Origin of the sequence: Parapedobacter sp. 2B3 (genome assembly GCF_041925275.1) — a bacterium.
GTDB lineage: Bacteria > Bacteroidota > Bacteroidia > Sphingobacteriales > Sphingobacteriaceae > Parapedobacter > Parapedobacter pyrenivorans_A.
The window spans coordinates 1-14,765 of the sequence record NZ_JBHEUZ010000039.1; the positions used below are offsets into that span (position 1 = coordinate 1).

Annotated in this window: 16 protein-coding genes; 5 read left to right on the forward strand and 11 right to left on the reverse strand. The window is 48.5% G+C overall.

What is annotated here, in order from left to right; genetic code table 11:
- Window positions 1–88: 88 nt before the first annotated feature.
- The 4 genes from pfkA to ACEVG1_RS20710 all read right to left on the reverse strand — a co-directional run bounded on the left by pfkA (window position 89) and on the right by ACEVG1_RS20710 (window position 4,198).
- The gene (gene pfkA / locus ACEVG1_RS20695; protein ID WP_374745637.1) at window positions 89–1,066 is read right to left on the reverse strand and encodes a 6-phosphofructokinase; all 978 of its coding nucleotides are present in this window, start codon (window positions 1,064–1,066) and stop codon (window positions 89–91) included.
- A gap of 18 nt (window positions 1,067–1,084) precedes the next feature.
- A complete protein-coding gene (locus ACEVG1_RS20700) occupies window positions 1,085–2,800 on the reverse strand; it encodes a protein-disulfide reductase DsbD family protein (RefSeq protein WP_374745638.1) in 1,716 nt (571 codons plus the stop codon).
- Between the two features lie 70 nt (window positions 2,801–2,870).
- A complete protein-coding gene (locus tag ACEVG1_RS20705; RefSeq protein ID WP_374745639.1) occupies window positions 2,871–3,320 on the reverse strand; it encodes a protein-disulfide reductase DsbD domain-containing protein in 450 nt (149 codons plus the stop codon).
- A 107-nt stretch (window positions 3,321–3,427) separates the two neighbouring features.
- Entirely contained in the window at window positions 3,428–4,198 is a 771-nt protein-coding gene (locus tag ACEVG1_RS20710) for a biotin--[acetyl-CoA-carboxylase] ligase (protein WP_374745640.1), read from the reverse strand.
- Window positions 4,199–4,248: 50 nt separating this feature from the next.
- Between ACEVG1_RS20710 and rsfS the strand changes: the two genes are divergently transcribed.
- Genes rsfS through ACEVG1_RS20725 form a run of 3 tightly spaced genes read left to right on the forward strand, consistent with a single transcriptional unit; the run spans window position 4,249 to window position 7,446 of the window.
- Window positions 4,249–4,623, forward strand: coding sequence for a ribosome silencing factor (gene rsfS, locus ACEVG1_RS20715; protein ID WP_374745641.1), 375 nt, complete (start codon window positions 4,249–4,251; stop codon window positions 4,621–4,623).
- 33 nt (window positions 4,624–4,656) lie between these two features.
- The gene (ftsH, locus tag ACEVG1_RS20720) at window positions 4,657–6,762 is read left to right on the forward strand and encodes an ATP-dependent zinc metalloprotease FtsH (protein ID WP_374745642.1); all 2,106 of its coding nucleotides are present in this window, start codon (window positions 4,657–4,659) and stop codon (window positions 6,760–6,762) included.
- Between the two features lie 27 nt (window positions 6,763–6,789).
- Complete coding sequence (locus ACEVG1_RS20725) at window positions 6,790–7,446, forward strand: lactate utilization protein C (RefSeq protein ID WP_374745643.1); 657 nt, start codon at window positions 6,790–6,792, stop codon at window positions 7,444–7,446.
- Between the two features lie 12 nt (window positions 7,447–7,458).
- On the opposite strand, the gene ACEVG1_RS20730 is transcribed toward ACEVG1_RS20725, so the two are convergent.
- From ACEVG1_RS20730 to ACEVG1_RS20740, 3 genes are all read right to left on the reverse strand, one after another.
- The gene (locus ACEVG1_RS20730; protein ID WP_374745644.1) at window positions 7,459–8,133 is read right to left on the reverse strand and encodes an ABC transporter ATP-binding protein; all 675 of its coding nucleotides are present in this window, start codon (window positions 8,131–8,133) and stop codon (window positions 7,459–7,461) included.
- A 155-nt stretch (window positions 8,134–8,288) separates the two neighbouring features.
- Window positions 8,289–8,891, reverse strand: coding sequence for a YceI family protein (locus tag ACEVG1_RS20735; RefSeq protein WP_374745645.1), 603 nt, complete (start codon window positions 8,889–8,891; stop codon window positions 8,289–8,291).
- Window positions 8,892–8,963: 72 nt separating this feature from the next.
- On the reverse strand, window positions 8,964–10,109 hold the full coding sequence (locus ACEVG1_RS20740; protein WP_374745646.1) for a hypothetical protein: 1,146 nt from the start codon (window positions 10,107–10,109) through the stop codon (window positions 8,964–8,966).
- Window positions 10,110–10,819: 710 nt separating this feature from the next.
- On the opposite strand from ACEVG1_RS20740, the gene ACEVG1_RS20745 reads away from it, so the two are divergent.
- Window positions 10,820–11,023 carry a helix-turn-helix transcriptional regulator gene (locus tag ACEVG1_RS20745; protein ID WP_374745647.1) on the forward strand — a complete coding sequence of 68 codons (204 nt, stop codon included), beginning with the start codon at window positions 10,820–10,822 and terminating at the stop codon, window positions 11,021–11,023.
- Window positions 11,024–11,025: 2 nt separating this feature from the next.
- Here ACEVG1_RS20745 and ACEVG1_RS20750 read toward each other — a convergent pair whose 3' ends face one another.
- Both ACEVG1_RS20750 and ACEVG1_RS20755 read right to left on the reverse strand, forming a co-directional pair.
- Window positions 11,026–11,811, reverse strand: coding sequence for a hypothetical protein (locus ACEVG1_RS20750; RefSeq protein ID WP_374745648.1), 786 nt, complete (start codon window positions 11,809–11,811; stop codon window positions 11,026–11,028).
- Between the two features lie 27 nt (window positions 11,812–11,838).
- Window positions 11,839–12,786 (reverse strand): polysaccharide deacetylase family protein, encoded by a 948-nt coding sequence (locus ACEVG1_RS20755; protein ID WP_374745649.1) that lies wholly within the window; start codon window positions 12,784–12,786, stop codon window positions 11,839–11,841.
- 100 nt (window positions 12,787–12,886) lie between these two features.
- Here ACEVG1_RS20755 and ACEVG1_RS20760 point away from each other — a divergent pair, with 100 nt between their 5' ends.
- Window positions 12,887–13,426 (forward strand): lipocalin family protein, encoded by a 540-nt coding sequence (locus ACEVG1_RS20760; protein ID WP_374745650.1) that lies wholly within the window; start codon window positions 12,887–12,889, stop codon window positions 13,424–13,426.
- A 183-nt stretch (window positions 13,427–13,609) separates the two neighbouring features.
- Here the strand turns inward: ACEVG1_RS20760 and ACEVG1_RS20765 are convergent, their stop codons facing one another.
- Both ACEVG1_RS20765 and ACEVG1_RS20770 read right to left on the reverse strand, forming a co-directional pair.
- Window positions 13,610–13,873, reverse strand: coding sequence for a hypothetical protein (locus tag ACEVG1_RS20765; RefSeq protein WP_374745651.1), 264 nt, complete (start codon window positions 13,871–13,873; stop codon window positions 13,610–13,612).
- Between the two features lie 92 nt (window positions 13,874–13,965).
- Window positions 13,966–14,598, reverse strand: coding sequence for a Fic family protein (locus tag ACEVG1_RS20770; protein ID WP_374745652.1), 633 nt, complete (start codon window positions 14,596–14,598; stop codon window positions 13,966–13,968).
- Window positions 14,599–14,765: the final 167 nt, after the last annotated feature.

The window sequence follows — 14,765 nt, forward strand, 5'->3', positions numbered from 1 at the left end:
GAACGGTATGCCGGGTGGTGTGAGAGGTCGGAAAATAGAATAGGAGGAAAACTATTCTATTTTCCTCCTACTCGATTCCCCATCCATGTTATGACGACAGGATATCGACGATGCGTAGTAGGTTATCATTGACGGTTCCGATGTGTTTGATCGCTTTACTGAATGGTGTAAACGCCGCCTCGCCGTGTATCAGCCCAGCCATTTCACCGCGTCGTCCTTCCAGAAGCGCTTCCACGGCGACCACGCCCAAACGGCTAGCCAGTACGCGGTCCATGCAAGACGGGCTTCCACCCCGTTGGATATGCCCCAGGATCGAAACGCGCATGTCGTAATGGGGGAAACGCTCCTTGATACGTTCAGCCACCGCAAATGCACCGCCGGCATCATCCCCTTCGGCCACGATGATCACCCGAGAGGCTTTATTCTTACGGGTGCGGTCCAGGCGGTCCATCATCGCCTCGTAATCGACTTTGTTTTCTGGGATAAGGACGCATTCCGCTCCAACACTGATACCCGACCGCAGGGCAATGAGTCCGGAATCACGGCCCATCACCTCCACCACGAATACGCGATCGTGCGACTCGGCCGTATCGCGGATTTTATCTACCGCATCAATAACGGTGTTGATGGCCGTATCGTAGCCAATGGTGAAATCGGTGCCCACCAAATCATTATCGATGGTGCCGGGCAGACCGATGACGGGGATGTTGTGTTCTTCGATGAATTTGGAAGCACCGGTAAATGTACCATCTCCTCCGATGGCCACCAAGCCATCGATGTTATGTTTCTTCAGGTTCTCGTAAGCCCGCTGGCGACCGTCTACCGTACGGAATTCCTCACTCCGTGCCGTTTTCAGGATGGTGCCGCCACGTTGGATAATATTGGCCACCGACTTGGCGTCCATCGGAAAGATATCGTCATGGACCATGCCGTCGTACCCCCTCCCAATTCCGAATACGTTGAGGTTGTAATAAAGTCCGGTCCGGACCACCGCGCGGATGGCAGCGTTCATTCCCGGGGCGTCGCCCCCGGATGTAAATACGGCAATGTTCTTAATGTTGCTCATGCGTTTACTGTTGACTATTTAGTTTGTTTTATGTTGTTTATAGGCGGTTATGCCGCTGTCCAAAAATTTAATGTAATTCTGAATGTCTTCGTTATACGCTTGGGCAGGCACCAGCTGGTTCCCGTCGTTATCCACAACCACGTAGTAGGGTTGGGCGTTGGTACCAAAGCGTGACGCTTGGAGGTCCGACCATTTCTGGCCTACCCGCCGTATTCTCTTTCCACTGAATGAAGATACGTAGTGTTCCTCTGCGGCCAACTCGGTCCGGTCGTCTACATATAACGATACGAGGATATAGTCCTCTTTCAGCCGCTTCAGCACTTGCGGATCGGGCCATACGGATTCTTCCATTTTCCGGCAGTTCACGCAGCTCCATCCCGTGAAGTCAAGCAATACAGGTTTGTTTACCTGCTTAGCATATTCCAGTGCCTGATCGTAGTCATAGAATGCATCGATGCCGTGCGGCGCATGGAAAACATCGCCGTATTTTTTGACGATGCCGCTGCTTGCCTGCGGGGCTTGGCCCATCCCAATCCCAACTTGGTGTAGGTTGAAATCCTGTGTAGGCGAAGGCGGCAGCCATGCGCTCAATGGTTTCAAGGGGGCTCCCCATAGCCCCGGTATCATGTATACGGTAAACGATAGGACTGTGATGGCGAAAAACAAGCGAGGAATGGAGATAAAAGGTACGTCACTGTCATGTGAGAATTTCAGTTTGCCCAGCAGATAGAAACCGAATAGACCGAATATGACAATCCAGATGGCTAAAAAAACGTCGCGATCAAGTACGCCCCAATGATAGGCAAGGTCGACATTTGACAGGAACTTAAATGCCAGTGCAAGTTCAAGGAATCCCAAGGATACTTTTACCGTGTTGAGCCACCCGCCCGATTTCGGCATCTCCTTCAATAACGATGGAAAAAAGGCAAATATCATGAAGGGGACGGCCAATGCAACTGAAAAACCCAGCATGCCGATGGCAGGGCCTAACAAAGCGCCTTCGGCTACGGCCTCTACCAACAGGTAGCCAATGATAGGGCCTGTACAGGAAAAGGACACCAAGGCAAGGGTAAATGCCATGAAAAATAGCCCAAGGAAGCCGCTTTGGTTGGATTTTTCATCCACCTTATTGATGAATCGCGAGGGCAGCGTGATTTCAAAGGCTCCCAGAAAGGAGATAGCAAACACGATGATGATTAGGAAAAACAACAGGTTAAACCATGCACTGCTTGCCGCTTCGTTGAGCGCGGATGCGCCGAAGAGGAGCGTGACCAGCATACCCAGTGCCACGTAAATGACAATGATGAAAAGACCGTAAAGGAGGGCATTGATGATCCCCTTGGTACGTGTGCCGCTCTGCTTGGTGAAATAGGAAACGGTAAGGGGCACCATGGGATAAATGCATGGCATTAGGAATGCTGCAAACCCACCGATAATGCCGGCGATGAAAATCGCCCAAAGCGTCTGTGGACTGCCGTCGTTGTTCCTGTCGGTAGCGCTGCCCCCTGTGGCAGCTAGCTCGGGCCGTTCCTGCGCGGTATCCAGCAGGTCCTGGCCATCGCCAAACACCACATCGTCGGGCACTTCGGTGTATTCCGTTGCTTGGGCCGATGTGTCGGGGCTTTCTGTAAATTCGACATCACTGAAATCAAGCAACGTATCTTGTGCCGGTGCCGAAAGGACGGCCGCAAGCACCATTCCTAAAACCAACAACGAAAGAAAGACTCGTTTCATACGATAAAAGGTTGCAAACTTAATAAAAAAAGGCAGTGTACTGCCTTTGATTTATCCATTTTCCATTCGCCTATTTCACTGCGATGGCAAACTCCACTTCGTCGGGCGGCAAGCACTGGTTCGCATCGCATGCCATGAACTCAACAGCGCCTTTCACGGTCGTGGCCCCCTTTTTCAATTTGATTTTCTGCTGGAAAACCACTTCCTTGTCGAAGTAACCCACGTCCATCGAAAAAACTTCTTCATATTTTGTTTTTGCTTTGGGCTCGGCTGGTTTTCCCACCAACGTATAATCGGCAGATGGGTTGAAGGTAAACGACGTCTTGATTGGTCCGCCGTCTTCCACATGCTGGGAGTAAATGTGCCAACCTTGGTCCATGGTCGCTTTCATGAATACCACCGCTTCGTTGTCATTGATCTTTTTGGCACCGAATTGCCAAGTAACGGGTTTCAGGATTTGTGCAAAGGCACCGGTGGTCGCAACACACAAAACCACGGCTGCTAATACTACTTTTCTCATAATCATTCAAGTGTTGTTTTCGTAAAATATATGACTCGCTTTACCGCCTGGGGTTTAATTCCGGCAGCATTGTTCGGTGTTTGCGCTGCAAAGGTAACGAATCCTGTTTAGATGACAAAGGCTATTTCCTTGATGTCAAAATCAACGACGTGGCCGTTGAAATCTATGTGCAACCGCCCCGTTTCGCTGACACCCCGCAATATGCCGGATACATGGATGCCCTCTACCAGATACGGACGCAACTCGCCGAGGCCGTACAACCGTTGCTTGTAAGCTGTAAGAACGGTATCAAAACGGCTTGTTTTCAATGCAATGTACTCCCGTTCGATGTGTTTGCAAAGGTCGGGCAATAATTCCGGCACTGGGCAATCCCTGTGTAAAATTTGCTTGACGGAGGTGGCTCGTTGTCGAATCGCTGCGGGAAATTCGGTCTGGTTGACATTGATCCCGATGCCCACTACTGCCGATTTCCACGTTTTTCCCTTCAGGATGTTCTCAATCAGGATGCCGCCGATTTTCCGGTCTCCCACGTAGATATCATTTGGCCACTTGATCGTTACAGCCACATGAGTTAGCTCCTCCAGCCAGCGGACAACAGCGAGGCTTATCGCCGCGGTAAGTATGAATTGCTGTTTCGGATCTAGGAACAGCGGGGTAAGTAGCAAGCTAAAGGTCAGGTTTTTCCCTGGTTCGCTTTGCCACACCGTACCTTTTTGCCCCCTGCCATCGTGCTGGTCAACTGCCATTATTACAGTGCCTTCGGGGAGTGGCGTGGATTTTGACAGTGCTTCCTTGAGGTATTCGTTGGTGGAAGGGATCCGCTGTAAGGTAATCACATTTTGTCCCTCGAATAATCCCGAAAATGTGTTACTTTGCAATACGAATGAAATAAAAGGGTGTCATTGCCCCAAAACTATAATTATTTTTAATGATAAAAAACAAAAAATCAGTCCTATCAGCCCGCCTGTCGGAGATTGTCGTTCATGGTATGCAGGAAAAAAAGGGTAATGAGATTGTTAGGCTTGATTTGAGGAACATAGGGGGGGCGGTTTCTGATTATTTCGTAATTTGCCATGCAGACTCATCCACACAGGTCAACGCGTTGGCCAAAAGTGTCGAAGAGGAAGTCTATAAAGCACTCCACCAGGAGCCTTGGCGCAAGGAAGGTATGGAACATGGCGAATGGATTTTATTGGACTTCGTCGATGTAGTTGTACATATTTTTAAAACAGATAAGCGCAGTTTTTACGGTATTGAAGACCTGTGGGGCGATGCCGAAATGGAATATTACCAAAGTGCGTAATTCAAACAGAACAAAATAAAGGGAAGCAAAGGTATGCCTAAAGGACCAGATAGATTAAAAAGAGTGCCCAGCAAAAAGGTGACCCCGAAGCCGCCGCGTTTCAATATCATATGGCTGTGGGTGGCGATGTTTTTTGGCTTCTTTGCGTTGCAGTATCTTTTTACAGACGACAATGCGAAGGAGATTACCTACGAGGAGTTTGAAGAGAAAATGCTTAAACCGGGCGACGTAGATCACTTGGTTGCCTATAAACGGAATGAGCTGATCTTTGTGGAGGTTTTTATTAAGAAGGACCGGCTTGGCGATGCAAAATATAAAGATGTGCAACCCAGCTCCAATGGGTTGACGCTAGCGCCCTCCTCGGGCCCACAATACGTGTTTACGGAGTTTTCGGGCGAAGTGTTGCAGCGGAAGTTGGCCGAAGCACAGCAAGACACGCCGCCGGAGGACCGCGTATCGGTAAAGCCAGAAGACCGCACCAACGCGTGGACCGGATGGATTTTCTCCATCATGTTGCCGCTGTTGCTGATTATCGTATTCTGGATTTTCATCATGCGCCGCATGGGCGGCGGCGGCGGTGGCCCGGGCGGCCAAATCTTCAACATCGGCAAATCCAAAGCCACGCTTTTTGATAAGGAATCGCAGGTAGCTATAACGTTCAGCGACGTAGCTGGGCTGGAAGAAGCCAAGCAAGAGGTGATGGAAATCGTCGATTTCCTCAAAAACCCAAAGAAATACACCAATCTTGGGGGTAAAATCCCCAAGGGAGCGTTGTTGGTTGGATCGCCGGGTACGGGTAAGACGCTGTTGGCCAAAGCGGTGGCTGGTGAAGCCCAGGTGCCCTTTTTCTCCCTATCGGGATCGGATTTCGTGGAGATGTTCGTCGGTGTGGGTGCTTCCCGCGTGCGCGACCTCTTCCGTCAGGCTAAAGACAAGGCACCCTGTATCATTTTTATTGACGAAATCGACGCCATCGGCCGTGCCCGTGGGAAGAACAGTGTAATGGGCGGCAACGACGAGCGCGAAAACACATTGAACCAGCTGCTGGTGGAGATGGATGGCTTCGGTACCGATTCGGGTATCATCATCATGGCTGCTACGAACAGGCCGGATGTGTTGGACTCGGCGTTATTGCGTCCCGGCCGATTTGACAGGCAGATTTCTATCGATAAGCCCGACCTAGTGGGTCGGGAGCAGATTTTCAAGGTACACCTGAAGCCGTTGAAGCTGGCTGCCGAAGTAGACGCCAAGAAACTATCCGCGCAGACCCCCGGTTTTGCCGGTGCCGAAATTGCCAACGTCTGTAATGAAGCGGCACTCATCGCTGCTAGGCGCAACAAGGAGGCTATCGATATGCACGACTTCCAGGATGCGATAGACCGGGTGATCGGTGGTTTGGAAAAGAAAAATAAAATCATCTCTCCGGAAGAGAAGCGGATTGTTGCGTTCCACGAAGCGGGGCACGCCATCACGGGCTGGTTCCTTGAGCATGCGGATCCGTTGGTTAAAGTCTCCATCGTACCGCGTGGGGTGGCGGCATTGGGCTATGCCCAATACCTGCCCAAGGAGCAGTTTTTGTATACCACCGAGCAGTTGATCGATGGGCTGTGTATGACCATGGGCGGCCGTGTTGCCGAAGACATCACCTTCGGTAAAATCTCCACAGGCGCGCAAAACGACTTGGAACGCATTACGAAATTGTCGTACGCCATGGTTGCCGTGTACGGCATGAATGATAAAGTAGGCAATATTTCGTTTAACGACAACCAGGAAAACCAGTTCCAGCGTCCGTACTCGGAAAAAACCGCTGAACTGATCGACGAGGAAGTACGGAAGTTAATTGCCGATATCTATCAAAAGACCAAGCAACTGTTGCTTGAAAAGCGGGATGGGCTTATCGCCTTGGCCGAGAAGTTGCTCGAAAAGGAAATCCTTTTCCAATCAGACCTTGAAGAGATATTGGGCAAGCGACCCTTTGACCACCGGACCACTTATGATGAATTTGTAAATGGCGAATCTGGGGAAGGAGATCAAAGCAAAGCCGCGGAAGGATTGATACACGACGGCGTGGGTGATAATTCGGGGGTATTGGACAACAAGCCCGCCAAGGGCGATGCCTCCGAGACAGCCTCAACGTGAACAACGCATCGCTAAGGGGAGGTTGCCTTGCAAAGGAACATCAAAGCGACGACGGCGAAGGAGCAAATGCTGAAGAAGATTCGGCACGCATTGCTGCAAAAACGGGAACATCCGTATCCCAATTTTGAGGAGACAGCGTTGCATGCCGATACCGCCGAGCCTGCGGACGTGTTGTTTGCGCAGCGGCTCACCGCCGTAGCCGGTCATTTCATTTACTGCGAAGACGAGGTGAGCTTTATCGAGGGGTTGCTGGGCCTGGCTGAACAGGAAAAGCTGCGCCGGATGTACGCGTGGGAACCGCGGGTTAGGCAGCTGTTAGACAACTATGAGTTTCCGTACTTCCAAACCGATAAAGACTTTTCCGAGGCCGAAGCCGGCATTACCGGCTGTGAGGCACTGATTGCACGATCGGGGAGCGTATTGGTCAGCAATGGCAGTGCGGCCGGTCGGCGTCTCAGTATTTACCCGCATATTCACATCGTGGTCGCGTATGCATCACAGTTGGTCATGGATATCAAAGATGGCCTTGATTTGATCAAGCACCGGTACGGCAACGACATGCCCTCGTCGATTAGCCTGGTTACGGGCCCGAGCCGTACGGCCGACATCGAAAAGACGTTGGTGGTAGGCGCCCATGGGCCAAAGAGCCTGTACGTTTTCTTATTGGAAGACCGTTTGGGTTAGGAACAGCCTATCTCAGCCCACGGTTTCCATCAGTACTTGGCCATCCAGCATGCGGATAATCCGATCAGCATAGCGGGCATCGTGTTCACTGTGGGTTACCATCACAATGGTTGTGCCCTGCTCGTTCAGTTCGGTGAGCAACTGCATTACCTCATTACCGTTGTTGGAGTCGAGGTTACCGGTAGGCTCATCCGCCAGAATCAATTTGGGGTTGTTTACCACTGCGCGGGCCACGGCCACGCGCTGTTGCTGGCCACCGGATAGTTGTTGCGGGAAATGGTTGCGCCGGTGCATGATCTGCACTTTCTCCAGTACTTCCTCTACGCGCTTCTTGCGCTCCGCTGCTGGCACTTTGGTATAAATAAGGGGGAGTTCCACGTTCTCGAAAACCGTCAGCTCGTCGATGAGGTTGAAGCTTTGGAAAACGAAACCGATATTGTGTTTACGCAGATCGGAGCGCCTGCGCTCATTGAATTTGGCCACTTCGATATTGTTGAAAAGGTAGCTGCCGTTGTCTAAATCGTCGAGCAGGCCAACGATGTTGAGCAATGTGGATTTGCCACACCCCGATGGGCCCATCACGGCGACGAATTCGCCCTCTTTAACGTGAATACTCAGGTTATTGAGTGCTACCGTTTCCACCTCTTCGGTGCGATAAAATTTTTGTAGTTCTGAAATTTTAATCATGTTAACCGCAAATTATGATTAGTTTCCCTACATTATCGTTCCAAAATTTTAATGTGCTGATAAGCAGTGTTTTGGGCTTTTGCTTGGCATATGAACTGTTCGATATCGGACACCTGTTGTCCGATTGCGTACAACTCAGCAGGTTCTGTTATGCCCTACAACTCTGCTTGGATTTCCAATGCCAACGTAAACTCGTCGCTTACAATTTTACGGCCCATTCCTTGGAAAAACCGAACCGATCCGTACTTAGCCTCGTGTATCGTGCGGTCGACACGTATCTCGGGGGCTACGGCTTTAAGTTGGTTGCCATCTATGTCTATGGTTGCTAGGAAAACAATTTCCTGGGCGATACCCCGGATGGTCAGGTCGCCAACGATGGCGGCATCCCGATTATTGCTGTATTCCACATGTTTAATCACGAAGGTGGCCTCAGGATACGTTGAAGCATCGAAGAAATCGGCTGTTTTCAGATGGCTGGCCAACTTTTCCGCGGTTTCGCCGCTTAGGTCAGTTACCTTTATGCTGTTCATATCAATCGTAAAGTGACCTCCTTTAAGTTTATTACCCGCTACAATGCACTTACCACTCCGCAAATCAATGGTGCCCGTGTGCTTACCGCCAAAAAACTTATGACCTTCCCATGACACCGACGAGCGTTGAATATCGATACGATAATCGGAAAAACTCAACGGCTTAAAAGAAACAAAAATGAAAAATAGCACCAAAATGCCAATTATGGAAGGACTGCGTGTATTCATTTGATAAACATACGCATTTTTCCGAGCCCGTAAAAAATGCAACCCGCATTTTTGAACTCGTTTTTGGGCCGGTTATCGTATGTTTATGTGTTCGGCGAGGGCGGGCAGCCCGTCGTAGTATTTTCGGAGCAGATAACGATAGGTAATAGGGTTGTGATGGTAATAAGGACCTTCTTTCGCCAATGGGGCAAAGTGATTCATGTACTCATCGTCTACGACAAGTGAGATGGGGACTCCGGGCCGCACAAAATATGTAGAGTTGATTGTATGCGGTAGTTCCAACCCCGGCACCATCTCGGCGATCAGTTTAGCAGTATACCCACCCAGGTATTTTTGGTACGCCAACGACGATTTGGCCGCACCCTTTCGCATCCGGTTAAACGCTCGTTTCATCACCAACCGTTGGAAAAAGGGAAGGCTGTCGAACCTATCCATCAAGCGGAGGATTGGGTTGGGCTCATTCATGTCTACGTCTACCTGCTGCGTTGTAAATGGCATTTCCGGAACCACGTCGGCACTGTTCGTGAGGCTGAACGCCCACTCGGCCCTTGTCACGTTGTCAAAGTCGTAGGCAAAATACATATTGGATAGCTTCGGCGATGCGCTGGCATACGTTTTAACCCGAATGCCTCGGTAGATATTGTCTTTTTCAAGATAATGCAACCAAGCGCTGGTATAGTAGCTCAAAGCGCCGCCTTGGCTGTGCCCCGTTACCAAGAAGTTGCGATATCCGGCGGCGTATAGCGAATCGACCTTGGGCCGCATATCGTACGCCAAATAGCCAAATCCGATGAGGAATCCCGTGTGTACAGCAGCTTTTTCATGGGCGGCCAATCGGTAGGCAAGTGTATCACCAGGCGCGAGTATGAGTGTGCCTTGTGCTGGCGACATAGCACAGAGGAAATCTGCTAAGATCGATTTTGGGTTAGCGGTAGTGCCGCGAACGACGATGGTTACGGTCGAATCCGAGCGTATCCATAAGTCCCACGCATTGTCCAGGCCGATGCTTTCCGATCGGTACAGAAAGCGGTAGCCCGGCAGAAACGTGTCGAAGCGTGCATTTCTGTTGGTGTCTAGAAACGCGAAATTCAACGCCAGTAGCTCATCGCTCTCTTGCGGGTTAAACCCCGGTTCAAAAGTATCGTCACGGGCAGGCTGTCCATATATTGAGTTTACGAAAAGCATCAAAGCGATTAAGGAGTGTGTAGATATTGCCATACTGCTAAGTTATGCATAGCAATATCACGAAACAAATCGACTTGCACCGCGAAAAATGATAGCCTTCATTAGCAAATTCAAATTGAGGATATCGTAGAAAATCGTAAAAATGCGGGCCGACAATTAGAAGCTTCTGACAAGAATGTCAGACATAAAGTAAAAAATACTTTACATAATGTAAAGTATTTTTTACTTTTGCTCTCGATAATAACTTAATTTATAAGCGTCATGAAAAGAATACCACTATTCCCCGGATACTTTCGCTGGTTAGGATGTATCTTTATTATTATATCGGGTTCAATTTTTCTGAATGACTTTTATTTGCCATGGACTGGCTACGACTTCAACAATATACCATTCAGGATGTTCGTAATAGCTGACAATACACCTTTCAGAGATGGTGGGCCCGTTTATTTTGGTTTCTCAGATGTAAATCTAGGTTTCATTCTAATCATTTTAGGGGCGCTGTTAGGTTTATGCGGGATCGCGTTTAGCAGAAAAAAAATAGAAGACGAGTTTATTAATAGCTTGCGGCTATTCGCTTGGTCATGGGCGATTATTTTGTCGATACTGTATGCAGTAATGGCAAATTTGTTCGTGTTTGGAACGCAATATTTATCGCTTATGGTTTTGTTCCCTCATTTTTTGCTGACTCTTTTTATCTTAATCTTTAACATGCAGTGGTGGCGTTTAAGTAGAAGGAGGGGACAATGAAAAATCAAATCAAAATAAATCGCGTCATCAAAGGCTTTTCCCAAGAAACATTGGCACAAGCGGTCGGAGTAAGTCGGCAAACGATCAATGCGTTAGAAGCGGCAAAATATGTGCCTTCTACTGTTTTGGCGCTAAAGCTGGCTCGGGTTTTAGAGAAAACTATGGAAGAACTGTTTGAATTGGAAGACTCGGATATGTAGCGTCATTGCCTGTGGCTGACACTTTCCTGTTTCTTAGCATCATGTACGCTTTTTAGAACGACTTTAACGCCTTTCTTCGCCGAAACGCTTACTGGCCCTGATTCATCGTAATCGGCCATCGTTTCAACCGTGATCGGTTCGACGCTGACTACACGTTCCAGTACGTACACGTGGTATTCGTCAAATTCCAACACCCTCGGCGCCATGGATCTGACCCAATGCGGTTTGAAATCAATGGTATGCACACGCCATTCCCCATCCAATACCCACATCTTTGCCACACTGCCGATGCGTGATATGGTCAGGTAGGTGTCGTTATCTTTGGCCATTTCCGGGATGTCAACGACGGGCTTTGTTTTTAAAACTGCGGTATCGACCCCCATTTCTTCCAATTGCCAGCGGTAAGAATACCAATGAGGGGTATTGCCAGGGTTAACGATAAAGATATCGTTGTAGAGGTAATGGTATTGGCCTCGGTGCAGATCGGTCAAAAAGGTGCTAAGTGGCCATTTCCGCTCATTCGGTCGCTTGCGGTCGTACGGCAGGACGATTGGAACGGCGTTGGTTTCGTAGTTATCAATCCGTGCGCGGATGACTGAATCGCCACGTTCAATTTGTTCCCTAAAGGTGGGTTCGGGCTCACCGATAGGCTCCAGTGCAAGGTCCGCAATAAATTTATGGGCAAGTAACACCTTTTTGCGGATAATCCCGGAATCGTCATCTTGGGCCAGAGAAATCTGCACCGGTAGCAAAAGAGCCAATACCAATGGTAATAAAATAACTTTCATGGTTCTCCATCGTCGTCAGTTAATATTTCATTTGATACCCGTAGTCGTTATGTCCTTCCGTTGCAATTCCATCAACGGGCGGTAACTGATGATGTGTACGTTTTTGCCTGCCAACGCTTCGCGTATGGCACTACTCTTTGTAAAGGCCTTCAACTCGTCGGCGCGTGTATGTGCGGTACCGGTAATGGCTTCCAGTTCTGGCGTGAGTTCGGAGGCGTGCAGGTACAGTTCTGTCACGCCAGGTTTCAGCTTGTCGATGATGTTTAGCCAGAATTCCTCGACTTCGTGATAATCGTGCAACTCTTCATAAATCAGGTAGTCGGTAAATACCAATCCCATCTGTTTGCACCTTTCACGTAGATCGGGTTGGCCATATTTTGCCAATGTAGACTGCGACGCCATGCGCAGGGGCAGGTTGAAGGTTTTTGCCAAGCGCACATACTGTTCAACGTAAGCGGGGTCGAGTTGGAATGTACCCATATGCGAATCGATGTGCGTAATCGGGATACCGTATGATAGGGCTTTTTCGATTTGGGCTTTTCCTTCTTCATAGGCCTCATCGGCGTTGCCGTGCTGATACACTTCTTCAACGCCCTTCCAGAAGTAACCATTGCTATCCACTAGCGAACGCACCTTTTCAATAGGAGCTAAGGGTCCCCACTTGTAGTTCTTCCATTCAGACGTTAACGTAAGGTGCACACCGAAACCTTTGTCGGGATTGCTTTTTGCAAACGCTGCGATTTCTGTAACCCATGGGCAATTAAACATCATGGTGGCGGAAGAAATCAGCCCCTCTTGCATGCCTTTGATGGTTCCGCTGTTTGCGGCATGGCACATGCCGGCATCGTCATTATTGATAATTAACAGAATGGCATCTTTGGGATAGCCCAGTTGCTCCACCAAGGTTTGGGCCGATGCAGTGACGCATCCAAGTGATAAGCAGAGCAATATAGCGATGAATAGTTTTTTTACCATGATAGTCAAAGCTACGGAATTAAATGAAATTATATTCAGCTACCCTCAATCAGCGCTGGATATGAACAAAACAATAGCCATTAGCGGTTGTTGTTTATGCATGAAGAAGCGATACATACTGGCAGCCGGGGGGCTTGCCGTTGGCGCCGCGGCAGTCGCGTTAAGCGGATTATGCCAAACGCGACCGGAGGGCGTCGGTGTGGTGCAAAACTTCGATATCAACAAATACCTGGGTGATTGGTACGAACTCGCCCGGTTCGACTTCCGGTTCGAGAAAAACTTAAGAAATACACGCGCCAATTATACGCTGAATGACGACGGGACGGTGGCCGTTACAAATTCTGGCTACGATTACGTCAAGAAAAAGCACAAAGTAGTGAACGGCAAGGCGAAGCTAGCGGGCGAACCCAACGAGGGCAAGCTGAAAGTCTCGTTTTTCGGGCCATTCTACTCCCCCTATAACGTTATTGCCATAAAAGGCGATTATGAATATGCGCTCGTTATGGGGAAAAACACCGATTACCTCTGGATATTAGCGCGTACTACACATCTCCCCGAAGCGGTGAAACAGGAGTTCCTGCAGACGGCACGCCAAGCCGGATACGACCTCAGCCGCCTCGTGTGGGTAACGCACGATTGATTTTCTTGCCGTACGTATACACCATCCCGGCCCCGATAAATATCCTAACAAGCAGACCGTAGCCATTATGAGTCCGTTGGAGACATCAGCAGCCAGTTTGCTAGCAGCAAACTGGCCTATTTCCTTCAAAAGAGTGAAGAGAACTTACGGCTCGGGTTTACAAAATGCCTTTACAGTTAAGATTTATATACCCTTCCCCCTGATTGTTTTCTTCCTTCGCAGCTTCGCATTGTGGACCAAATGGGTGTCTTTCGTTTTATGGTAATACGACGTCCATCGTTCCACTATATCTTCAAAGTTTATGAAGATACGTTCTTCTTTTATTTCCTTACGTATTTCTTCAATATGACTCTTTACCCATTTATAAAATAAAATAGTATTAAAACCAATGTCGTCATAGCAAATATCATCATCATAAACATCTTTCAAAATAGAAAAGATTCCCATGAGTTGGTTTAGTTTTTCGTAGCCTTAATCGGTGCAATATTGAGCCACAGCGATAATTAAGCAATGGCGCCGTTTAAAGCCAAACTTTTCAATTATCTCTTTAGTAAATCGAGTAGCGCGCCGTTGATATATAAAGTTTCTTTCCACACCTTCTTGGAGGAGAGGACACCGATTTGTTCCAAGCCTTTTAGGTATTTCGCTGCAGTGATTCTGGATACTCCCATTCTATCCATCACGAGTTCGATTTTGCTATAAGGCTGTTCGAAAATCAGTTCGAGTAATTCCTTATTATATAGCTTTCCGGCCCTTGTTTTGATAAGTTCTTGAGTTTCAATAAACAATGTTTTAATTGCTGAGATCTGTGCGATCGTTGCATTCGATGTCTCTTCTATCGCCGTTAATATAAACAACACCCATTCTTCCCACCGATTAGCTATACGTACTTCCTGCAGCAGCCGATAATAATCACTTTTATGCCTGATGATATATTCGCTCAGGTATAGTATCGGACTGTCCAACAGGCCATGCAGGATTAAATAAAGTACATTGATAATCCGCCCCGTACGGCCGTTTCCGTCGTAAAAAGGATGGATGCTTTCAAACTGATAATGCTGCACTGCCAGTTTGATCAATGGTGATATTTCGTCCGTTGTGTTTAGATAAACCTCCAGGTTCTTCATCAGAGTGAGGACGGTATCCTTGTCATCCGGCGGGGTGTAGATCACTTCACCGGTTACCGAGTTTTTAAGTGATGTTCCAGGCAGTTGGATGTATTAGGGAGTATGTGCTAGCCCCTTCAATTCGGCTAGCGCAATGTATCCGCCCGACCAACTGCATATTTTCTGAGTAATTGATCCGCTGTAGCTTTACGCCCAAATATTATTGATATGAA

What these genes read in the sequence shown, in the direction of transcription:
- ACEVG1_RS20755 (WP_374745649.1), bottom strand. Translation starts at nt 12,786, where the DNA reads ATGGTAAAAAAACTATTCATCGCTATATTGCTCTGCTTATCACTTGGA.
- ACEVG1_RS20745 (WP_374745647.1), top strand. Translation starts at nt 10,820, where the DNA reads ATGAAAAATCAAATCAAAATAAATCGCGTCATCAAAGGCTTTTCCCAA.
- ACEVG1_RS20735 (WP_374745645.1), bottom strand. Translation starts at nt 8,891, where the DNA reads ATGAATACACGCAGTCCTTCCATAATTGGCATTTTGGTGCTATTTTTC.
- pfkA (WP_374745637.1), bottom strand. Translation starts at nt 1,066, where the DNA reads ATGAGCAACATTAAGAACATTGCCGTATTTACATCCGGGGGCGACGCC.
- ACEVG1_RS20700 (WP_374745638.1), bottom strand. Translation starts at nt 2,800, where the DNA reads ATGAAACGAGTCTTTCTTTCGTTGTTGGTTTTAGGAATGGTGCTTGCG.
- ACEVG1_RS20750 (WP_374745648.1), bottom strand. Translation starts at nt 11,811, where the DNA reads ATGAAAGTTATTTTATTACCATTGGTATTGGCTCTTTTGCTACCGGTG.
- ACEVG1_RS20765 (WP_374745651.1), bottom strand. Translation starts at nt 13,873, where the DNA reads ATGGGAATCTTTTCTATTTTGAAAGATGTTTATGATGATGATATTTGC.
- ACEVG1_RS20760 (WP_374745650.1), top strand. Translation starts at nt 12,887, where the DNA reads ATGAAGAAGCGATACATACTGGCAGCCGGGGGGCTTGCCGTTGGCGCC.
- ftsH (WP_374745642.1), top strand. Translation starts at nt 4,657, where the DNA reads ATGCCTAAAGGACCAGATAGATTAAAAAGAGTGCCCAGCAAAAAGGTG.
- ACEVG1_RS20730 (WP_374745644.1), bottom strand. Translation starts at nt 8,133, where the DNA reads ATGATTAAAATTTCAGAACTACAAAAATTTTATCGCACCGAAGAGGTG.
- ACEVG1_RS20740 (WP_374745646.1), bottom strand. Translation starts at nt 10,109, where the DNA reads ATGGCAATATCTACACACTCCTTAATCGCTTTGATGCTTTTCGTAAAC.
- ACEVG1_RS20705 (WP_374745639.1), bottom strand. Translation starts at nt 3,320, where the DNA reads ATGAGAAAAGTAGTATTAGCAGCCGTGGTTTTGTGTGTTGCGACCACC.
- rsfS (WP_374745641.1), top strand. Translation starts at nt 4,249, where the DNA reads ATGATAAAAAACAAAAAATCAGTCCTATCAGCCCGCCTGTCGGAGATT.